The 17,463-nt window shown below is 45.5% G+C and carries 14 protein-coding genes and 1 tRNA gene; 1 reads left to right on the top strand and 14 read right to left on the bottom strand.

Features of this window, described 5'->3' with window-relative positions; translation table 11 throughout:
- Position 1: 1 nt before the first annotated feature.
- The 13 genes from D0A34_08660 to D0A34_08600 form a co-directional block, all read right to left on the bottom strand.
- Positions 2-74 (bottom strand) — tRNA-Ala (locus D0A34_08660).
- A 120-nt stretch (positions 75-194) separates the two neighbouring features.
- A complete protein-coding gene (locus tag D0A34_08655) occupies positions 195-923 on the bottom strand; it encodes an HAD family phosphatase (protein ID UNU18936.1) in 729 nt (242 codons plus the stop codon).
- 64 nt (positions 924-987) lie between these two features.
- On the bottom strand, positions 988-1,887 hold the full coding sequence (locus D0A34_08650; protein ID UNU18935.1) for a class I SAM-dependent methyltransferase: 900 nt from the start codon (positions 1,885-1,887) through the stop codon (positions 988-990).
- Positions 1,888-2,120: 233 nt separating this feature from the next.
- Positions 2,121-4,685 (bottom strand): GAF domain-containing protein, encoded by a 2,565-nt coding sequence (locus D0A34_08645; protein ID UNU18934.1) that lies wholly within the window; start codon positions 4,683-4,685, stop codon positions 2,121-2,123.
- Between the two features lie 295 nt (positions 4,686-4,980).
- Positions 4,981-5,706: a TVP38/TMEM64 family protein gene (locus D0A34_08640; GenBank protein ID UNU18933.1), complete on the bottom strand. Its 726-nt coding sequence runs from the start codon at positions 5,704-5,706 to the stop codon at positions 4,981-4,983.
- Between the two features lie 154 nt (positions 5,707-5,860).
- Positions 5,861-6,847, bottom strand: coding sequence for a radical SAM/Cys-rich domain protein (locus D0A34_08635; protein UNU22223.1), 987 nt, complete (start codon positions 6,845-6,847; stop codon positions 5,861-5,863).
- 230 nt (positions 6,848-7,077) lie between these two features.
- Complete coding sequence (arsC, locus tag D0A34_08630) at positions 7,078-7,473, bottom strand: arsenate reductase, glutathione/glutaredoxin type (GenBank protein UNU18932.1); 396 nt, start codon at positions 7,471-7,473, stop codon at positions 7,078-7,080.
- Between the two features lie 57 nt (positions 7,474-7,530).
- Positions 7,531-8,190 (bottom strand): arsenical resistance protein ArsH, encoded by a 660-nt coding sequence (arsH, locus tag D0A34_08625; GenBank protein ID UNU18931.1) that lies wholly within the window; start codon positions 8,188-8,190, stop codon positions 7,531-7,533.
- Between the two features lie 7 nt (positions 8,191-8,197).
- Positions 8,198-8,902 carry an aquaporin gene (locus tag D0A34_08620; GenBank protein UNU18930.1) on the bottom strand — a complete coding sequence of 235 codons (705 nt, stop codon included), beginning with the start codon at positions 8,900-8,902 and terminating at the stop codon, positions 8,198-8,200.
- Positions 8,903-9,006: 104 nt separating this feature from the next.
- A complete protein-coding gene (locus tag D0A34_08615) occupies positions 9,007-9,348 on the bottom strand; it encodes an ArsR family transcriptional regulator (protein ID UNU18929.1) in 342 nt (113 codons plus the stop codon).
- A 139-nt stretch (positions 9,349-9,487) separates the two neighbouring features.
- Positions 9,488-10,603, bottom strand: coding sequence for an inorganic phosphate transporter (locus D0A34_08610; protein UNU18928.1), 1,116 nt, complete (start codon positions 10,601-10,603; stop codon positions 9,488-9,490).
- 237 nt (positions 10,604-10,840) lie between these two features.
- Entirely contained in the window at positions 10,841-11,095 is a 255-nt protein-coding gene (locus tag D0A34_08605; GenBank protein ID UNU18927.1) for a hypothetical protein, read from the bottom strand.
- Positions 11,096-11,272: 177 nt separating this feature from the next.
- On the bottom strand, positions 11,273-11,947 hold the full coding sequence (locus D0A34_08600) for a HEAT repeat domain-containing protein (protein UNU18926.1): 675 nt from the start codon (positions 11,945-11,947) through the stop codon (positions 11,273-11,275).
- Between the two features lie 268 nt (positions 11,948-12,215).
- Here D0A34_08600 and D0A34_08595 point away from each other — a divergent pair, with 268 nt between their 5' ends.
- Positions 12,216-14,675, top strand: coding sequence for a CBS domain-containing protein (locus D0A34_08595; protein ID UNU18925.1), 2,460 nt, complete (start codon positions 12,216-12,218; stop codon positions 14,673-14,675).
- A gap of 215 nt (positions 14,676-14,890) precedes the next feature.
- On the opposite strand, the gene D0A34_08590 is transcribed toward D0A34_08595, so the two are convergent.
- Positions 14,891-17,248 carry a polysaccharide biosynthesis tyrosine autokinase gene (locus D0A34_08590; protein UNU18924.1) on the bottom strand — a complete coding sequence of 786 codons (2,358 nt, stop codon included), beginning with the start codon at positions 17,246-17,248 and terminating at the stop codon, positions 14,891-14,893.
- Between the last annotated feature and the right edge of the window lie 215 nt (positions 17,249-17,463).

Below are 17,463 nucleotides of genomic sequence, written 5' to 3'. Positions count from 1 at the left end.
ATGGAGAATAGCGGACTCGAACCGCTGGCCTCTGCGGTGCGATCGCAGCGCTCTACCAACTGAGCTAATTCCCCTGATTGAGTTTTAATTTAGCATTTTAGATGCGGGATTGCCGAATCTAAAAGGCTTACAGGTCTTGCTTGCTCTCAGGTTCCCAGACCGTCACCTACACTAGCACGTAATTGCTAAAAACGTCAAGTGTTTTCCGCGGCCGGCTCAGTGGGGGCGATCGAGCAAACTTGCGCCACTCTGTCCAACTCTACATCAGCAAAATAGTCCACCGTCCAATTAGCTTGGCGCTGGATCATGTGAAACGGGTAAGTGTGAGTCACACCCGCTACCTGAATCCCCGCTTTTTTCGCCGCTTCAATCCCCGCAAAAGTATCTTCCACCGCCAAACACTCGATCGGTTGCAGGTTAAAGTCGGGATATTTCTGGTTGAAAAGTTCCACAGCCAATAGATAGCCGTCGGGTGCTGGTTTGCTCGCCGTCAAGTCGTCGCCTGCGACAATGAACTCAAAGTTTGCTGCCAAACCGACCCGATGTAACACCAATTCTATCTCCGATCGCATTGCCCCGCTAACTACGGCCATTTTCAGTCCAGTGACCCGAATTTTGTCAATAAATTCTGGCAAACCCGGATAAATAGGCAGTTTCTCCAAAGTATCTATTTGAGCTTTGTAAGCTTGGGCCTTGCGCCGCAGCAGCCGATCGAGGTATGTTTCTGTCAGAAATCGTCCCCGGCGCTCCAGCAGTGCGGTAATGCAAGCGCGATCGCTCCTTCCCAAACAAACTTCTCGAAACTCCCCACGTTTGAGCTGGAGATTTTCATCGAGCATCAATTGATCGATTATTTTCTCGTGAATTGGCTCGTCATTAACAATCACGCCATTAAAATCAAATAAAACTGCTTTTAGAGTCATTAGTCATGAGTCATTAGTCATTAGTTTGCTAACAGTTAACCATTAACAGACAACAGTTAATAGATCAAGCAGGAGCTGGAATGCCTGGTAAATCGCCATCAAAATCAGGAGTTCGATCGCCCAAATTCCACCCCCTTGCCACTCGCATCTGTTCCAAATCTTCCCCCGGCAAAGGTTTCACGCCCTGCGTCACCTGATTCACCCACCAGTGTTCGTGAGTTTGCACCGCCGCGAATCCAGCCGCCCCCGCCCAAGCATCGAGGCTACCAGCGGCGTAAGACTTAATATAAGGCTCCTCAAAGATATCAGTCAGCCACTCTGTCTGCCGCAAAGTTTTTTGATTTCCGTCCAAAATTGCCACTTGTCCCCCAACCTTCAGGAGTCGGAAGCTTTCTCGTAAAATTGCCCGCGATACAGCAGGTGGCGTCTCGTGAAACAACAAGGAAGCTGCGACTAAATCGAAGCTGGCATCGCCAAAAGCAACGCTTTCGGCATTTCCGTGCAACCACTCGATATTTAAGCCGGCTTTTTGCGCTTTCATGTCGGCAACTACCAGCATATAAGGCGACAAGTCCAAGCCGACAACTTCCGCTTCGGGAAAGGCTTGCTTGAGCATGAGGGTTGTCGAACCGGTGCCGCATCCCAAATCGATGATTCGGCGCGGTTTCACCCGCACAGCGTCAATTAAGCCTTGCCTGACGACTGTTTCGTGGGGAGGCAAAACATATTGCGTGATTGGATCGTAGGAAACGGCGGCACTGGGGTTGAGGTAGCCGCGTTTAATGCCGTGAAAGTTTTGGCTGGTGTAATATTCGGGATAAACTAAGTCGGGTTGTCGGTAGCGATCGCCCGCTGTTTCCCAGTCGATACCTTCGTAGAGTCGTTTCAGTGCTTGTTCGTCGATCGCCAGTCGAATCAGGGGCGACAAAAAGCGCTCGAAAATTGTATCCTTGCCAACAGCCATAAAACACCTTTAACAAAAACTCTTCTAATTTTAGCCAACGGCCGTAAATTTAGCATTAATTAAAACTGTTGAGCCCCTCTTTTGTCTTCCCTGTATCCGTTACCTGCGCTACAAAATCCGTAGGCTTCCTTTCCCACTTCCTTCTTATACCAGTTTCAAAAATAAATGCAACTAGAGACAAGCTCCGAACATTATTTCATCAGTCATTACCCATTCTAAAATCTAAAATGGTATTACTTCCCGTTACTAATAGGAATTTTTACCAAAAACTCCGTGCCGCCGCCCGGAGGTTGAGAAATTTTGATGCTGCCGCCGTGTCCATCCACTACAATCTTGTAGCTAATTGCTAACCCCAAACCAGTACCTTGGCCCACTGGTTTAGTAGTAAAAAATGGGTTATAAATTTTGTCTTTAACGCTGTCGGGAATGCCGGGGCCGTTGTCGGCGATCGCCACTTTCAGAAATTTACCGCCATTTTCGCGAACTACTCCCGTGGAAATTGTAATGATTTTATCTAGGCGATCGATCTCGTTCAAGGCATCTATCGCATTGCTCAGCAAGTTCATAAAAACCTGATTGAGCTGAGACGGATAGCACTCAACTGAAGGCACTTTTCCGTATTTCTTGACTATATAAATTCTATTTTTGATGCGGTTGGAGAGCAACAGCAAGGTATTTTCTATACCCTCGTGAATATCCGCCTGCTTTTTGTCCGATTCATCGAGGCGAGAAAAGTTACGCAAAGAAAGAACGATGCTGCGAATGCGTTCGGTTCCTATTTTCATAGAATCCAATATATGGGGCAAATCTTCCTCGATAAAGTCTAACTCGATTTCTTCGGTAAAGTCTGCGATTTCTGGGGGGACTTCGGGGAACTTTTGTTTGTATAAACTCACCAATTCTAATAAATTTTTAGTATATTTGCTGGTGTGAGGTAAATTAGCCGAAATGAAGTTAACCGGGTTGTTGATTTCGTGCGCTATCCCAGCTACCATTTGACCTAGTGATGACATTTTTTCGCTCTGCACTAAATGAGTTTGAGTCTTTTTCAGTTCATTTAAGGCACTATTAAGGAGTTTTACTTGGTCTTGGGTTTGACTGTAAAGGTGAGCTTGAGTAATTGCGATCGCCAGTTGGTCTGCTACAGCTTTTAAGAGTTGGATTTGCTCCTTGCTCCAAAGCCAATGAGTAACGTGGCTGCAAATTAAATAACCCTGCGGCTGGTTTTGAGTGTGGACAGGAACGGCTAAATAGCTATTAGGTTTAATTTCGCTCGCTTGAGCTGCACCCTCCGCCCAAGTGTCCCTCGAAAGAATAATGGGCTCGCATTGGTCACTCGGTATTGACAAATTTCCGACCAAGTAAGACTCAAACTTTTTAGCGGGCGTCGAACAATCAGATGGGCAACATTCCCATAGGATTTGTAACATTTTTTCTTGTGGTTTGTACCAGCCAAAAGCCGCCCGTTCTAGGTGCAGCAAACTTACTATTTCTTCGACTGTGCTTTGCACGATTTGGTCTAATTCCAGGGAAGCGCGAATGCGTCCAGCAATCCGGTTGAGCATGGCTTCTCGCTCCGCTTGAGCGCGATTGTTTTCAGAGGAATAAATTAGCCATATTGCTGCTAGCATTGCTGGGCCGAGCAGTCCGGCGACGACCGATGTCAGCAAATTTAATGCTTGCAGTTGGGATTCAATATTTTCGCGGGGAATTACTAAAGCCATCGACCAGTTAACTTCCTTGAGGGGAGTATAGGCCACATACACCCATTTATTATCTATTTTTACCAGTTCAATTTTCGTCTGGCGGTCGATCATCTGTCGCGCAATTGTGGAAAGCGCGGGGTCTTGTGACTTTAAGAAGCTTGGGGTCGGCCGATCGATATTTCCGATTAAGTTACTGTTGGGATGAACAATTGGCACTCCTTGTGAATTGAGCGCAAAAGCATAACTGTCAGAACCGTACAGCAAGCTGTTAGCGACAGATGTTACTCGGTCTAATTTAATGCTGCCCGAAAGGACTCCCATTACTTGATTTGGAGCGGGGGGTAAGGTCCAAATAGGAGCTGAAATGATGATCGTCGGAACTTTTGTACTGCGGCCGATCAGCGGGTCGGAAACGTTGAGCTGCCCTGCCATTGCTTTTTGAAAGTGTTGGCGGTCTTTGTTGTTCGCCCGGTTGCCTAGAGTGTTGATAAATGAGCCGTCGGGTTGAGTTAATGACAGGATGAAATACTCTTTTAACCTGTATATTTCTCCTTGCAACCTGGGTTCGACTAATTTCCAATTGATAGTCCTAACCGTAGGATCGTAAGCAATGGTTTCTATTTCTGCTTTGCGGCTGCTGAGCCAGCGGTCGATTTCGTCGGTACCTTTTTCTAGTTTTAATAGTGCTATTTGCTTTAAATTGTCGAGGATTAGTCCACGCACAAAAAAATAGCTGATGCAAGCAGTTGTGCTAATGGTTAAAGCCGTGGTGGCCAGAATTAGCAGGGTCAGCAAATGGCGGCGCTGCCGTCTGTGCTGCCAAAGACTGTGCGCTTGCTGCCACCGCGATTGAGCAGAATTGCTGATGTTTTCCCAAAAGTGGCGCAGGTTTTTTGTTTGGTGTGGCGGCGGCGCAGACACAGATCCGGCTTGATTTGCTGGGTTTTGCATCATCAAATGTTCTCTCCGAATCAAATTCATCAAACGGTATTGGTCATTCGGCAGAATTAAGATCAGGCAAGTCGTGAGACCAGTTTCAGAAAATAATGCAACTGTAGGCCGGTGATCCCAACCCTGGTAGTCATCAGTCATTCCGAATTTCAAATCTCAAATCTCAAATTTAAAATGGTATGACTTGCATTCGTGACTGCAAACAATTCTTATTCTGATCGCGCGATCGCCTTCTATTTTGGCATCAATTTTATATTTCGACCTTCAATTTACCTACTTGAGGTTAGTGCTTTACGATATCTTTAATATCTATCTTGTTTGTATAACAAAATAATTGTAAATAACACAGAGAAAATACGGAGTTTTTTAAATTAGCAATGTATTATAATGTATGGGCAAAACCCTCTGGACAATTTTACCAATTTGTGCTGTGGTTTCAATGGGAAATTTTTTCGTCTAAAGCTCTCTTAGCCAAGCGGGTTGCATAAACGGTGAGGGCGATCGTTGCTAGCAAACCAATGCCGTAGAGAGCCCACTCAGCAGCAGTGCGCGATCGCCCTTGCGATCCAAGTGCAGCCAAACTCCCGGCCAGGGAACCGAGATAAACATACATGACAGTTCCCGGAATCATGCCGATCCAAGATGCCAAAAAATAGTCTTTTAAAGATACCTGCGTGACTCCGAAAGCATAGTTAAGCAAATTAAACGGAAAAATGGGAGAAAGCCGCGTCAGCAGCACAATTTTCCATCCTTCAGAAGCAACTGCGGAGTCGATCGCCTTAAATTTTTGATTGCCCTCTATCTGTTTGGAAACCCAGTCGCGAGTTAAATACCTTCCTGTTAAAAAAGCGCCAGTTGCCCCTAAAACCGAGCCGATCGAAACACAAACCGAACCGCCAACGACTCCAAACAAAACGCCAGAACCGAGAGTCAGCAAAGAACCAGGGATAAATAGAACTGTTGCTACAATGTAAATTAGAATAAAAGCTGCCGGGCCCCAAGGGCCGAGACTCGCGATCGACTCCAGCGCATTTTTCAAAATTCCTTGAAAGTCCAAAAACTTGGTCGCAGCAATTAAAGCCACAGCTAAACCAATCCCTAAAATCAGCTTCCACCTGTTTGATCTTGGCGGATTTTCATCGGGCGATCGCGAATCATTCATTACCTCAACTCTCCACTCTCAATAATATGGGCATGGGGCATTGGGCCCAAAAGCATGGGGAATCGGGAATCGGGAATCGGGAATCGGGCCCAAGAGCATAGTTTCTTCCTTCTTCCTTCTTCCTTCTTCCTTCTTCCTTCTTCCTTCTTCCTTCTCAAATCAAAGTACCGCCGCAGCTAGAACCGCAACCTGCCGTACAGCCATAACAATAAGCAGCAGTTTGCACCTCTTGAATCACATCTAAACTGCCAGATTCGAGCAATTTAGCAACAGTTATCTTTTCCCCGCTGCCAGTTTTCGCGGGCAAATTTTCCATTTGGTTAAAATCGCAGTCGTAGACATTGCCCAAATAGTCGATCGACAATTCGTTACGGCACATTAAATGTTCCAGAGTACCGGGGTTAAAATTCTCCTCCAAAAACCCGAGATAAGGCTTGTGCAGTTTCTTATGTTCCAAATGAAACTTAGTCCGTCCCACGGGCAAATTAGTAATCGCGAACAATTGATTAAAACAAATCCCAAACTGTTCGGCTAAATAAATCTTGTAATCTTGCTCTAACTTGCCTTGTTCCGGTGTTAGCGAAAACTTGTCTGTTGTCGGCACTTGTGGATTGTACACCAAATCTACAATTAAATTGGGGTTTTTCCCGTATCCCAACTGATTTAGCTTTTGCAGCGCCCGAATCGAACTGTCAAAAACACCGTTGCCGCGCATTTTGTCCACATTGTCAGCTTGGTAGCAGGGAAGCGACGCCACAATTCTGAGCTGGTGCTGCGCGCAATATTCGGGAATATCTTCAAAACCTTTTTCAAAGTAAATCGTCAAATTAGAACGAATAATTACCTCTTTACCTGCAGCCCTGGCAGCTTCCGCTAGCGGTTTAAAACCGTAAAGCATTTCGGGAGCACCGCCGGTGAGGTCAACTGTTTTAATTTGAGGAAAGCGGCGAATGATTTCAATTAATTGGTCGCAAATTTCCGGGGAAAGTTCTTCTGTTCGTTTCGGGCTAGCTTCTACGTGGCAGTGAGTGCAAGCAAGGTTGCAGCGTTTGCCGAGATTAATTTGTAAAACTGTAATCTGCTTTTTAGTTAAAGCTGAGTTAATTTTGTTTTTGAAAGGCGTGACTGCTGTCTGAATCATTTGCTCACCTTTTGGTTTGTGCTCGCAACGAATGTAGAGGCGTTCCGGCGGAACGCCTCTCATAATTTAGCACTAATTCTTTGGATGCGACAGTGACTAATTTGAATGATTAGCAACAAAGTTAATTGAAACTCACATCTTGCACCATTCTTAAGAACAGGCAAGATGCCTGTCCCACAAAAGTTAATTTTCTTGTGGGGTGGGCATCCTGCCCGCCCGTCTACTTAATCTTACTTGAGAGAGTCAACTAATGTTTCAACTCGTGCTTTAATTTCATCTCGAACGCGGTGAAAAGTTTCTATGGGTTGTCCGTCGGGGTCGTCGAGTTGCCAATCTTCAAACACTTCTCGCAATACCCACGCTTCGGGTAAATTCACGCCGCAGCCACACAGAGAAATTACGGCGTCGTAGTCTTCTGCATTAAATTCGCTTAATGGGTTTGATGTTTGATCGGTGATATCAATGCCGATTTCTGACATGACTTGAATTGCTGTCGGATGAACCCTGCTTGATTCTAACCCGGAACTGGTGACTCCAATCTTTCCGGCTCCGATGGTTTTAGCAAATCCTTCTGCCATTTGCGATCTGCAGGAGTTTCTTTTGCAAACAAACATTACTTTTTTCATGGTTTTTGTTGGTTGTGAGTTGTTGGTTATGGGTTGTTGTCGGGGTTCCAGGGGTTTCTAAGGGGCCGGTAATTCAAGGGCGCGATTTGCTAGTGCGATCGCCTCTTTAGCTGCTTGTTCCTTGCGTTCGCTGTAGCGATCGGTCAAATAGTCGGCTTGCTCCCGCAACAGCAGGGTAAACTTGTACAGTTCCTCCATCACGTCGATCGCGCGATCGCGATAAGGCGAATCCTTCATCGTCCCATCTTCATTAAATTCCTGATAAGCCTTAGCAACCGAAGACTGATTCGGAATCGTAAACATCCGCATCCACCGCCCCAAAATTCTCAAAGTATTGACAGCATTAAAAGATTGCGAACCACCGCTGACTTGCATCACCGCCAAAGTTCTGCCTTGAGTCGGTCTGACAGCCCCTATACTTAAAGGAATCCAGTCAATTTGATTTTTCATAATGCCGGTAATATTGCCGTGCATTTCTGGGCTCGACCACACTTGACCCTCCGACCACAGGCTCAATTCCCGCAATTCCTGAACCTTGGGATGCGTATCGGGAACGCTGCCGTAAATCGGCAATTCCAGAGGATTGAAAAATCGAACTTCGGCACCGAAACCCTCAATAATTCTCGCCGATTCTTCCGCCAACAAGCGGCTGTAAGAACGCTCTCTCAAAGAGCCGTATAGAAACAAAATTCTCGGTTTGTGCGTAAAACTTGTCATGCTACTTTCAATTAAAATCCCGAAATCCGTTAGACAGTTCCCGATAAACTGCGACTGCTAATTGTGCTCCCCAAATAGGAGCCACCCAATAAACCCAATGGTGTTCCCAAATGCTGCCAATTAAAGCAGGACCGAGCGATCGTGCCGGATTCATGCTCGCTCCGGTAATTGGCCCCATAAATGCCGCTTCTAACCCTACAGTTAACCCAATTGCTATCCCGGCAAAGCCGATGTGAGCGCGTCTATCTAATCCCGAACCGAGGATAACAAACATTAAGATAAAGGTCAAAACTGTTTCTAAAATGAGAGACTGCAACCAGTTACCATTGAGAGGGATAGTTGCACCGAGATTTGCTACTTCACCTAAAGTAATTAGCAGCAGTTGAGAGGCTGCAATTGCACCCGCACACTGCGCTAAAACGTAAGGCAAAACTTTATATTTTGGGAAAAAACCGCTCGCCCAAAACCCTAAAGTTACGGCCGGATTAAAGTGTGCGCCGCTGATGTGTCCTAGGGCGTAAATCATCGCAGTTACTACTGCACCAAATACAAAACTGACGCCTAAATGAGTTACGGAACCAGCGCTAGTTTTGTTAACCATCACCGCACCGGTGCCGGCAAAAACCAAAATAAATGTACCTAGAAATTCCGCGATCGTCTCTCGCCTGCAATCTGGCCGAGCACAAGCTAACCGATGAGCTGTTGCATCCATCGCTCTCAACTAATTGGTTCCATCACATCATATCAAAAAAAATTGATATGTCAATCATCTAACAATCCATCTCAATATTTGAGTGATTAAGAAATGTTGATAGGTTAACCCGCGTCGGAACAGGGGCGCGCCGGCAGGATCTGGCTGAAACGGCGGTATTCGGCGAGGTACTGTTCGAGGGCGACAAACTGAGCTAAATTGAGGCTGTAGTAAATCCAGCGGCCTTCTTGGCGGCTGCGGACTAAAGCTGCATCCTTCAAGGCTTTGAGGTGAAAAGAGAGTTTAGACTGAGTGACGTTGAGCCGATCGCACAAATCACACACGCACAACTCCTGTTCCCGCAGCAACTCCAAAATCTGAAGCCGCAAAGGATCGGAAAGAGCGTGAAAGCCAGCACCAATCAATTTATCTGCAACAGGCGGCGCGATCGGAGAATTTTTAACCATAAATTACCCTTAAATTTTTATTCAAAAACTCCCGGCGCGATTTCTTGTTTTTACCGTTAGATTTGATCAGGTTATCATTTGATGACAATCCCAAATCAACTGCGAACTCTTTCTGTTCTAGGACTAACGATTAATTCTTTTACCGATGCAACACCCAGTAACCACAGCCGCTGATTGCCGCAGCAATTGGCAAGGTCAAAATCCATGATAGTAGAATCTGATAGAAAACGCGCACATTAGCTTTTTTTGAAATCAATCCAACACCAAAAATTGAACCTACCGAAACATGGGTAGTAGAAACTGGAAGCCCATAACGACTGGCAGCAATAACTAAAAATCCAGTCACTAAGTTTGCCACCAGCCCTTGACCGGTATTCATTGCGGTCAGCTTTTTGCTCATGGTTTCGGCAACTTTTTTAGCATTCAATAAACCGCCGAGCGCCATTCCCAAAGCTACTGCTAAACTTCCCCACTGAACTGATATTGATTGACCGACTAACATGAGCGAAACAATTTTCGGCGTATCGTTCAATCCTCTGGCAAAACTGACGATTCCCGCACTCATAAAATGGCAAACATCCACTAACTTTTGGCTGGGGATTTGTAAGAAATTTCCCAGGTACCTTTGCGTGCATTTATCTAGAGAATCGACGGCGACATCAGCGGTTGTGATGCACTTAAGTATGTTAGTTGCATCGGGCTGGGGAATCGGAATAATCTGTTGAGTTTGACCAGCGCAAATACACCATTCTTTCTGGATTCCTAAATAAACTCGCAGGTAGCGAGACAGCGCATAAATTAAAGCTCCTAATAGAATCGCAATCATGGGACTTAGCAACAAAGGCATTAGAAAATTTTTCTGCAAGGCAGTAAAATTAACTTGAGTACCAATTGCTACTAAACCTGCACCGCTAAGGGCACCTGTAAGACCGTGAGTTGTGGAAATGGGGAATCCAGTTAAGGTAGCAAGAATAACGGTTAAACCCGCAGCGATCGCGACTGCCAAATGAAAATCTTGACCATTGGCGATCTCGTCTGGAACTAGCCCTTTTCCCGAAAAGCTTTTTACCAGCGTTTCTGCTAAAAAAATAGAAAATATTGAACCTGCAAAAGTTGTGATAGTTGCCCAACCAATTGCTGTTTTATAGTTCGTGGTCTGACTACCAAACAGTGTCGCCACGCCTTTAAAATTATCATTAGCACCATTGCAGTATGCTAAAAAAAAGGTGGCGATAAATAGGGCAATAAGTAACATTCTCTTACTCAGAATAAGTGTGGTTTATTTAAAACTGTTTTTGATCCGGGCCGCTACAGCACCGAATTTGATTGTATAGACACAGTGGCATCAAATAAAATAATGAAAATATTAAGATTTATTGGGGTACTAGGCGAGCGATCGCATCTTAATTTCGCGCCAGCAACATGGGCACGATATTGAACGATATTATAATTAAGGCTGGGCGATCGCTTCAGGTACGCTCAACCCACCCATTCACTTAGGATTCTGTACCCTTGCCGGCACATCTGTCAGTCCTGCCTTCTGCATCAGCGAAATCACCCCTATAGACAGAATTCCCCCAATAATTGCCCCGACAACTACCAGGATAATAAAGACTTTTTGCAGAGTTTTTTTAGTTGCCGGGTGGTACTGTCTCGGCAATGCTTCACCTTGATCGTCAACTTCTTGCTCCAAGGGGTCTAGGGGATTGGAGGGATTTGAGTTAAAGGGATTGGGCGCTTGATTCATGATTAGTTTGGGTTAAAGGAGATCGACAACTATTTTAACTTGCGATTTAGCCTCGCAGCTTAAATAATACATTCTGGTTTTACGGAATACTCTATAAATTTCATTAAGATTGCTAAAATACGGATTAACCCGGTTTATTGAATAAACCGGGTTTTTCAACATACTAAAAGTTTTAGGTCACGCTTCTGCTTTTGACAGGCGATCAAGAGAAATTGTTGCCGCCTTAGATACTTGAGAATTACTATCTTTTTCTAAGTATTTCAAAGCCGAAACGCTCTTAACACTCGGCAAATTGCCCAAAGCTTCAGCCAGCCTCTGGCGAATCAGCCAATCTTCCGACTGAGCAAAATTGAGGATGCGATCGATCGCCCCAATTTCCTTAATTTCCCCCAAAGCCGAAATTGCCGCCTGCTGGATCACCACTTGCTCGCTGTCGAGAGCTTTTAGCAGCACGTCACGAGCCCGGGGATCTTTGAGATTTCCCAGAGAAACAGCAGCACTGAAGCGCACCAGCCATTGAGTATCTTCGTAAAAAGCCCGCACCAAAGCATCAAAAGCTCTGATATCTTCCAGATAGCCCAAAGCACCCGCAGCGTCAGCGCGAATGCCGTAATCCGGGTCTGTTTCTAGCAATTTGACTAAAATAGGATAGCACTCTGCTGTCGGTTTGACCCCGAGAGCAAACACAGCCATCGATCGCACTTGCAAACTTTCGTCGTTCAACACCTTTTTAATCAAAGGCACCGCCTCTGCAGCAGGCACGTTCCGCAAGTTGGCCAAAGCCACCATTCGATCGGCTGAATTTTGGCTTTCTAACTTGGCTGCAATTTGCTCTAAGCTTAAAGTTGTCATTATGGATAAATCTTGTAGTAAAACTTTACATTCGGGTTATTTTGATTATAGGAGAGTCTCTGGAGAAAAGCAGGCAGTAAAAACCGCCCAAGGATTTGAGATCCGTGAGATTGCGAATTAGTGGCACCATTAATCTCAAGCTCAGATTGCGTGGAAATAATCAATGAGAAAGTTTATTATTTAAATCCCAAGCACAGGCGAGGTGTTTGTGCCGTTCCCTAAGGCTTTGCCCGATAGTTAGCCGCCCTCTGACAACCTGCAATCAACTATGCCGTTTTACCACCCGCCCTTTTACTCCTCAGCCTTAGAACAAGCGATCGACCGCTACCCCCTAACTGCCGGGCCAGAAACTTCCTTAGCAGCGGCGATCGCCCTGATGAGTCAGTTGCAAAACAGTTGTCCCCTAGTCAAAACACCTGTACCCTCAGACCGGGGGGGGATGACCGAAACGTCCCCGCCGGACAAGGTGCGGGCCCGCTGCGTGCTCGTCGTGCAGAACCAGCAGACTATTACCACAGGGAACTTATCCGACAACCCCAGTCGCGGATTGTTAATCGGCATATTAACTCCCGCCGACTTAGTGAGGCTGATAGCTTCTGGCAAAATAGACACCCAGCACAAAGTAGCCCTGCACAAAATACCCATTTCTGAAGTGATGTCCCCGGTTTCGGTCTCCCTCACAGAATCCGATGACCAAGACGTGTTTACCGCTTTATCCTTATTTCGCCAGCACAAGATTCGCTATTTGCCGATCGTCAATCAATTGGGCCACTTGGTAGGAGTGCTGACGCGGGAAAGAATTCGCCAAGTATTGCAGCCTTCAAACATTCTCAAATTGCGACGGGTAGCAGAATTGATGACTACGCCAATTACAGCACCCCACACCGCCTCGCTGCAGAGTATAACCGAACTGATGTCAGAGCATCAAGTCAGTTGCGTAGTCATCACAAAAAACAAAGAATTAACAATGGAGAAGCCCAAAGATGACTATACCTCCATTTTTCACTATTCCTTTCACCAACCCCTGGGAATTCTTACCGAATACGACATCGTGCAAGCACAGTTTCTCGAACTAAATTTCGAGCAAACCCCAGCTCAAAAAGTCATGAGAACTCCCCTGCAATTTCTTCAACCTTCCGATTCCCTGTGGATGGCCCACAAAGAAATGCAGCAGCAACAAGTGCAGCGGTTGGTCGTGTGCGGGGGGCGCGGAGAACTGTTGGGAATTATTACTCAGACCAGCTTGCTCAGAGTCCTCGACCCCACCGAAATGTACCGAGTTGTCAAACAGTTGCAGCAGTCGGTTTATCAACTCCAAGCCGAAAAAGTGGAACTGTTGCAAAGCCGCAACGCCAAACTGGAACAGCAGGTGCGGGAACGGACTGCAAAACTCCATGAACAATTGCAGCGCGATCGGCTGTTAACTCACATTTCCTTGCGGATTCACCAATCCTTAAACCTCGAAGAAATTCTCAACGCCAGCGTCGATGAAGTCCGCCAAGTTTTGCAAGCTGACCGAGTAGCAATCCTGCATTTAGAGTCCAGCAATTACGGCATTGTAGTGGCAGAATCCGTTGCCGAAAATTGGTCTTCAATCTTGGGAGAAATCATGCCGGATAATATCTGGCAAGAATCTGCTTCTGTGATCGAACAGGAAATTTATGCGGTTCCGGATCTCGACCAAGCCTGTTTGAGCGCCGAAAAATATGCCCGGTTCCAGCAAGCGCAAATCAAAGCTTATTTGATTGTACCAATTTTGCAAGACGGCAATTTGTGGGGGATGATGTGTGTCCATCAGTGTTCCCAATCCCGTCAGTGGCAACCTTCGGAAGTGGATTTGCTGCTGCAACTGGCAACTCAAATCGCGATCGCCATTCAGCAAGCCCAACTCTATCAGCAAGTCCAAAATCTCAACACCGACCTCGAACGCCAAGTCCAAGAACGCACCGCCGAATTGCAGCAAAAAGTTCACGAACTCCAGCATTTAAACGTCCTCAAAGATGAATTTCTCAGCACGGTTTCTCACGAACTGCGGACGCCTTTAGCTAATATAAAAATGGCTATTCATATGTTGAGAATTTCTCCCACACCAGATCGACGCCAGATTTATCTAGAAATTTTAGAAACAGAATGTACTAGAGAAACAGATTTGATTAATGCTTTGCTAGATTTACAGCGGCTCGAAGCCGCAACTTGTCCGATCGACCTCGAACCAGTAAACTTAGAAGTCTGGCTGCCTACTATTATCGACCCGTTTTACACCCGGGCCCACGACCGCCACCAGGATTTGCGAGTAGAGTGTGATCGCCACCTCCCCACGATCAGTTCCAACCGCGCTAGTTTGGGACGAATTTTAGCCGAACTCCTCAACAATGCCTGCAAATATACTGCCAATGACGGCGAAATTTTTCTGAAAGTTGAGTGCAAAAACGGAGACTGGGAACAAGAAGGACAAAGGACAAATTCGCGACAAGCAAGTGCTGTGGCTTCAGAAATCCAATTTACACTCAGCAATCAATCGTCCATTTCCATAGAGGAATTGCCTCGAATTTTTGAGAAATTTTATCGAGTTCCCAACGCCGATCCTTGGAAACAAGGAGGTACAGGTTTGGGTTTAGCTTTGGTTCAAAAACTTGTCGAACAGTTGCAGGGAAAAATTGAGGTTGAAAGCAGGAATGGCTGGACTAATTTTACCGTCACATTTCCTACCAACCCGGATGGAAATTAGTCCGCCATCACTCAATTTTAGATTTTAGATCTTAGACTTCGACCTAAGAGGTTCGGCGAGCGCTTAGTCAACTCGCGCTCAGTCGAACGATTTTAGATTTTCGATTTACTCCACAGACGAATCTGGGAGCTTGAACAAGAGTCTAAAATTTTGGGAGTTCCATGACTCCTGTCGGGGGCTGGTATTCATTTTTTGGGGGTCAGCTTTTTTGGGTGTCACTCTTTTTTAGGAGCTAGTTTGCGGATACGAGACGGTGCTGGTACCAAATTCAAATATTCATTTTTATCTTCAACAACTGGTGATCTAGATGCTGGGTACTTCTTGCGTTTAGTGGCATGATTCGCAACTGTGCCCAAGCATGGTATGCCAAAATTTTCTAATTGACTGAAAACTTTTTGGACTAAAGAAAAGGGAACCTGGCGAAGTGCTACAACCATCAGTATGCCATCGGTGCGCGCCGCTAAAAAATTCGCATCTTTACTGTCCGCCAGCGGTGGCGTATCGTAGATAACTAAGTCAAATTTTGCCTGAAGTTCTTCCATTAAATACTGCATCTGAGATGATGCAAGCCGTCTGGCAGTACCAGGCTCCGGGAGACCGGCAGTTAATACAAAAAGATTATCTGCTAGATGCGATGGTTGGATAATTTCATGGGGTTCGTTTTTATTGTCGAGCAAGTTGCTCAATCCCTTGACATTAGGCAGTTCCAACAGCAAGTGCAGGCTGGGGGAATGCAAATTCGCGTCTACTAACAGCACTCGCTGACCCGCCAGCGCTGCCACGTGAGCTAAGTTTAAAGCAACGGTAGATTTGCCTTCGCCAACTGTAGCCGAACCAATTGCCAAAGAGCTAATCGTTCGATTTGAAGAAAGAAAGCGGATATTAGTATAAAGAGAGTCAAAAGCTTCTATAAATTCCGCAGCATTTTTCCTATTACCCTCTTTTCCTTCAAGATAAGCATAGGCCTTAGCAATAGAAGGCGGCAATTTTCTAGCATTTTTGTCAAGAGGAATTGCTCCCAATAAAGGTGCTTCAACCGCATCTTTAACGTCATCAGGAGAGTAGAAAATATTGCGTAACTTTTCAATTAGGATAGCAGCTCCCAGACCCAAAACTAGCGCTCCAACAACTGCCATCAAAAATTTGTTTTTAGCTTTCGATGGAACTGTCATCAACTGGCCCTTCTCATCTCGCGGTATCCGTGGTTCAGAAATTATTTCCCAAGGTACTTGGCTTTGAGCTGCTTGGACGCGCAGAGTTTCCCGCTGGGTTAAAAGTTGATCGCGGGTGCGGCCGGCTACTTCTAATTGCTGTTGCAGCTCGTTGTAGCGGCGGGCTATGCTGGGGAATGCTGTTGCTTTTGTGTTTAAATTGTTTTTAGTTTGGGTGATTGCTTGAAGGCGAGCTTCTAAGACTTCAACTTGGTTAGCAGTATCAACCAATTGTTTAATCAAGCCTATGCGAATAGAATTTTGAAAATTCTGGACTTTAGAATTAGCTTGGGTGCCTACTAAGTTTTGCCCCAAAATTCGATCAGTTTGCTGGTTGAGCAAAGCTACTAAATTTGCCCGCTTACGCTCTAAAGCTTCCACTATAGGGTTAGCAGATTTAAAACGAGCTGTTTCTACAGCAATCTGACCTTCTACTTCCTTAACCTTGGTCAGCAACTCTTTATATTGAGGTTCTTCGCTTAAAGCTGAAGCGGCAATAGCTTCATTGGGTGTAAAATCTAATTGTTTTTGCAAGTTAGCGTACAGCGTTTTCTGTTCTTGCAGTAGCCTTTGAGTTTCTAACTCTAAAGTTTCTACAGTGCGAACTTGCTCGATCAATTGCGCGCCTTGTTCTTTAGGATCGGTAATCTGTTGCTGCTGCTGTATCACCTGTAACTCCGATTGCAGCTTGTTTACGCGCTTATTGAGTCCCGGAAGCTGGTCTTCAATAAATTTAACACCTTCACCAATCCGAGTCTTGCGTTCATCAAGACTGTACTTTAAATATTTCTTTTTAGTTTCTTGTAAAACGAACTCAACTAATTCAGGCTCGTTCCCCATGAAGCGAACTTCCAAAATTTTAGTGAGCGTCGTCTGATCTTCTCCCAGCCGCAAAACGACTAATTCTTTTTCAAGAATTTTTTCGGTAACTTTTGGATATCGTTTTTGGACTTGTTTGGTAATAGCAGAAAGCATCTGAGGACTCTTGAGAATTTCAAGTTGAGTTGCGTAGTCCAAACTAAAAAAATCTCGATTAGGTACTCCTCCCCCCTCGCTGCGATTGGCGAGGGCAGCGGGGTCAGCAATTCTGGCCTCCGTTGTCACTGGTTCCACTAGCATCCGAAAATCGCCTTGATATGTTTTCTTGCCTCCCTTGATCTGATAAAAAGCTCCAAAGCCTACTAGACCCATAATCCCAATAATGATGAGGGCTTGTCGCTGAAAAGTCCTCAACAACGGTTTTACATTCAATCCTTTCTGAGGCTGCGCGCTTAACTCTTCTCCCTCGTCAACGGAAAATTGCTGCACCTGTCTGCTCTGGTTGCTAATGGGTACGATATGAGCGTCCTGTTCTCTTTCCATGTTGACCTCTTTGATATTTTGGGGGTAAAATCAGCTTTGTTCTGCGAGCCTTCTAGTTGATACTTTGAGCATTGGCTTAAGGATATCACACGAGATTCTTGGTTGGTCGAGCCCAATTCCTTCTAATAGTTCTCACTCTTTTCACATAGTATACAAAAATCACTAAATCCCTATGGTGTGCCGGCGGCAAAAGTTATTTTACAACTTCTGGAGAC

This window comes from Microcoleus vaginatus PCC 9802 (genome assembly GCA_022701275.1).
Taxonomy (GTDB): Bacteria; Cyanobacteriota; Cyanobacteriia; order Cyanobacteriales; family Microcoleaceae; genus Microcoleus; species Microcoleus vaginatus_A.
The sequence above is the reverse complement of the archived record's forward strand: the minus strand, read 5'-3'. Positions and strand labels throughout refer to the sequence as shown.

Excerpts from the sequence above, each read along its gene's own strand:
- D0A34_08655 (UNU18936.1), bottom strand. The coding sequence starts at position 923 with ATGACTCTAAAAGCAGTTTTATTTGATTTTAATGGCGTGATTGTTAAT.
- D0A34_08650 (UNU18935.1), bottom strand. The coding sequence starts at position 1,887 with ATGGCTGTTGGCAAGGATACAATTTTCGAGCGCTTTTTGTCGCCCCTG.
- D0A34_08645 (UNU18934.1), bottom strand. The coding sequence starts at position 4,685 with ATGACTGATGACTACCAGGGTTGGGATCACCGGCCTACAGTTGCATTA.
- D0A34_08640 (UNU18933.1), bottom strand. The coding sequence starts at position 5,706 with ATGAATGATTCGCGATCGCCCGATGAAAATCCGCCAAGATCAAACAGG.
- D0A34_08635 (UNU22223.1), bottom strand. The coding sequence starts at position 6,847 with ATGATTCAGACAGCAGTCACGCCTTTCAAAAACAAAATTAACTCAGCT.
- arsC (UNU18932.1), bottom strand. The coding sequence starts at position 7,473 with ATGAAAAAAGTAATGTTTGTTTGCAAAAGAAACTCCTGCAGATCGCAA.
- arsH (UNU18931.1), bottom strand. The coding sequence starts at position 8,190 with ATGACAAGTTTTACGCACAAACCGAGAATTTTGTTTCTATACGGCTCT.
- D0A34_08620 (UNU18930.1), bottom strand. The coding sequence starts at position 8,902 with ATGGATGCAACAGCTCATCGGTTAGCTTGTGCTCGGCCAGATTGCAGG.
- D0A34_08615 (UNU18929.1), bottom strand. The coding sequence starts at position 9,348 with ATGGTTAAAAATTCTCCGATCGCGCCGCCTGTTGCAGATAAATTGATT.
- D0A34_08610 (UNU18928.1), bottom strand. The coding sequence starts at position 10,603 with ATGTTACTTATTGCCCTATTTATCGCCACCTTTTTTTTAGCATACTGC.
- D0A34_08605 (UNU18927.1), bottom strand. The coding sequence starts at position 11,095 with ATGAATCAAGCGCCCAATCCCTTTAACTCAAATCCCTCCAATCCCCTA.
- D0A34_08600 (UNU18926.1), bottom strand. The coding sequence starts at position 11,947 with ATGACAACTTTAAGCTTAGAGCAAATTGCAGCCAAGTTAGAAAGCCAA.
- D0A34_08595 (UNU18925.1), top strand. The coding sequence starts at position 12,216 with ATGCCGTTTTACCACCCGCCCTTTTACTCCTCAGCCTTAGAACAAGCG.
- D0A34_08590 (UNU18924.1), bottom strand. The coding sequence starts at position 17,248 with ATGGAAAGAGAACAGGACGCTCATATCGTACCCATTAGCAACCAGAGC.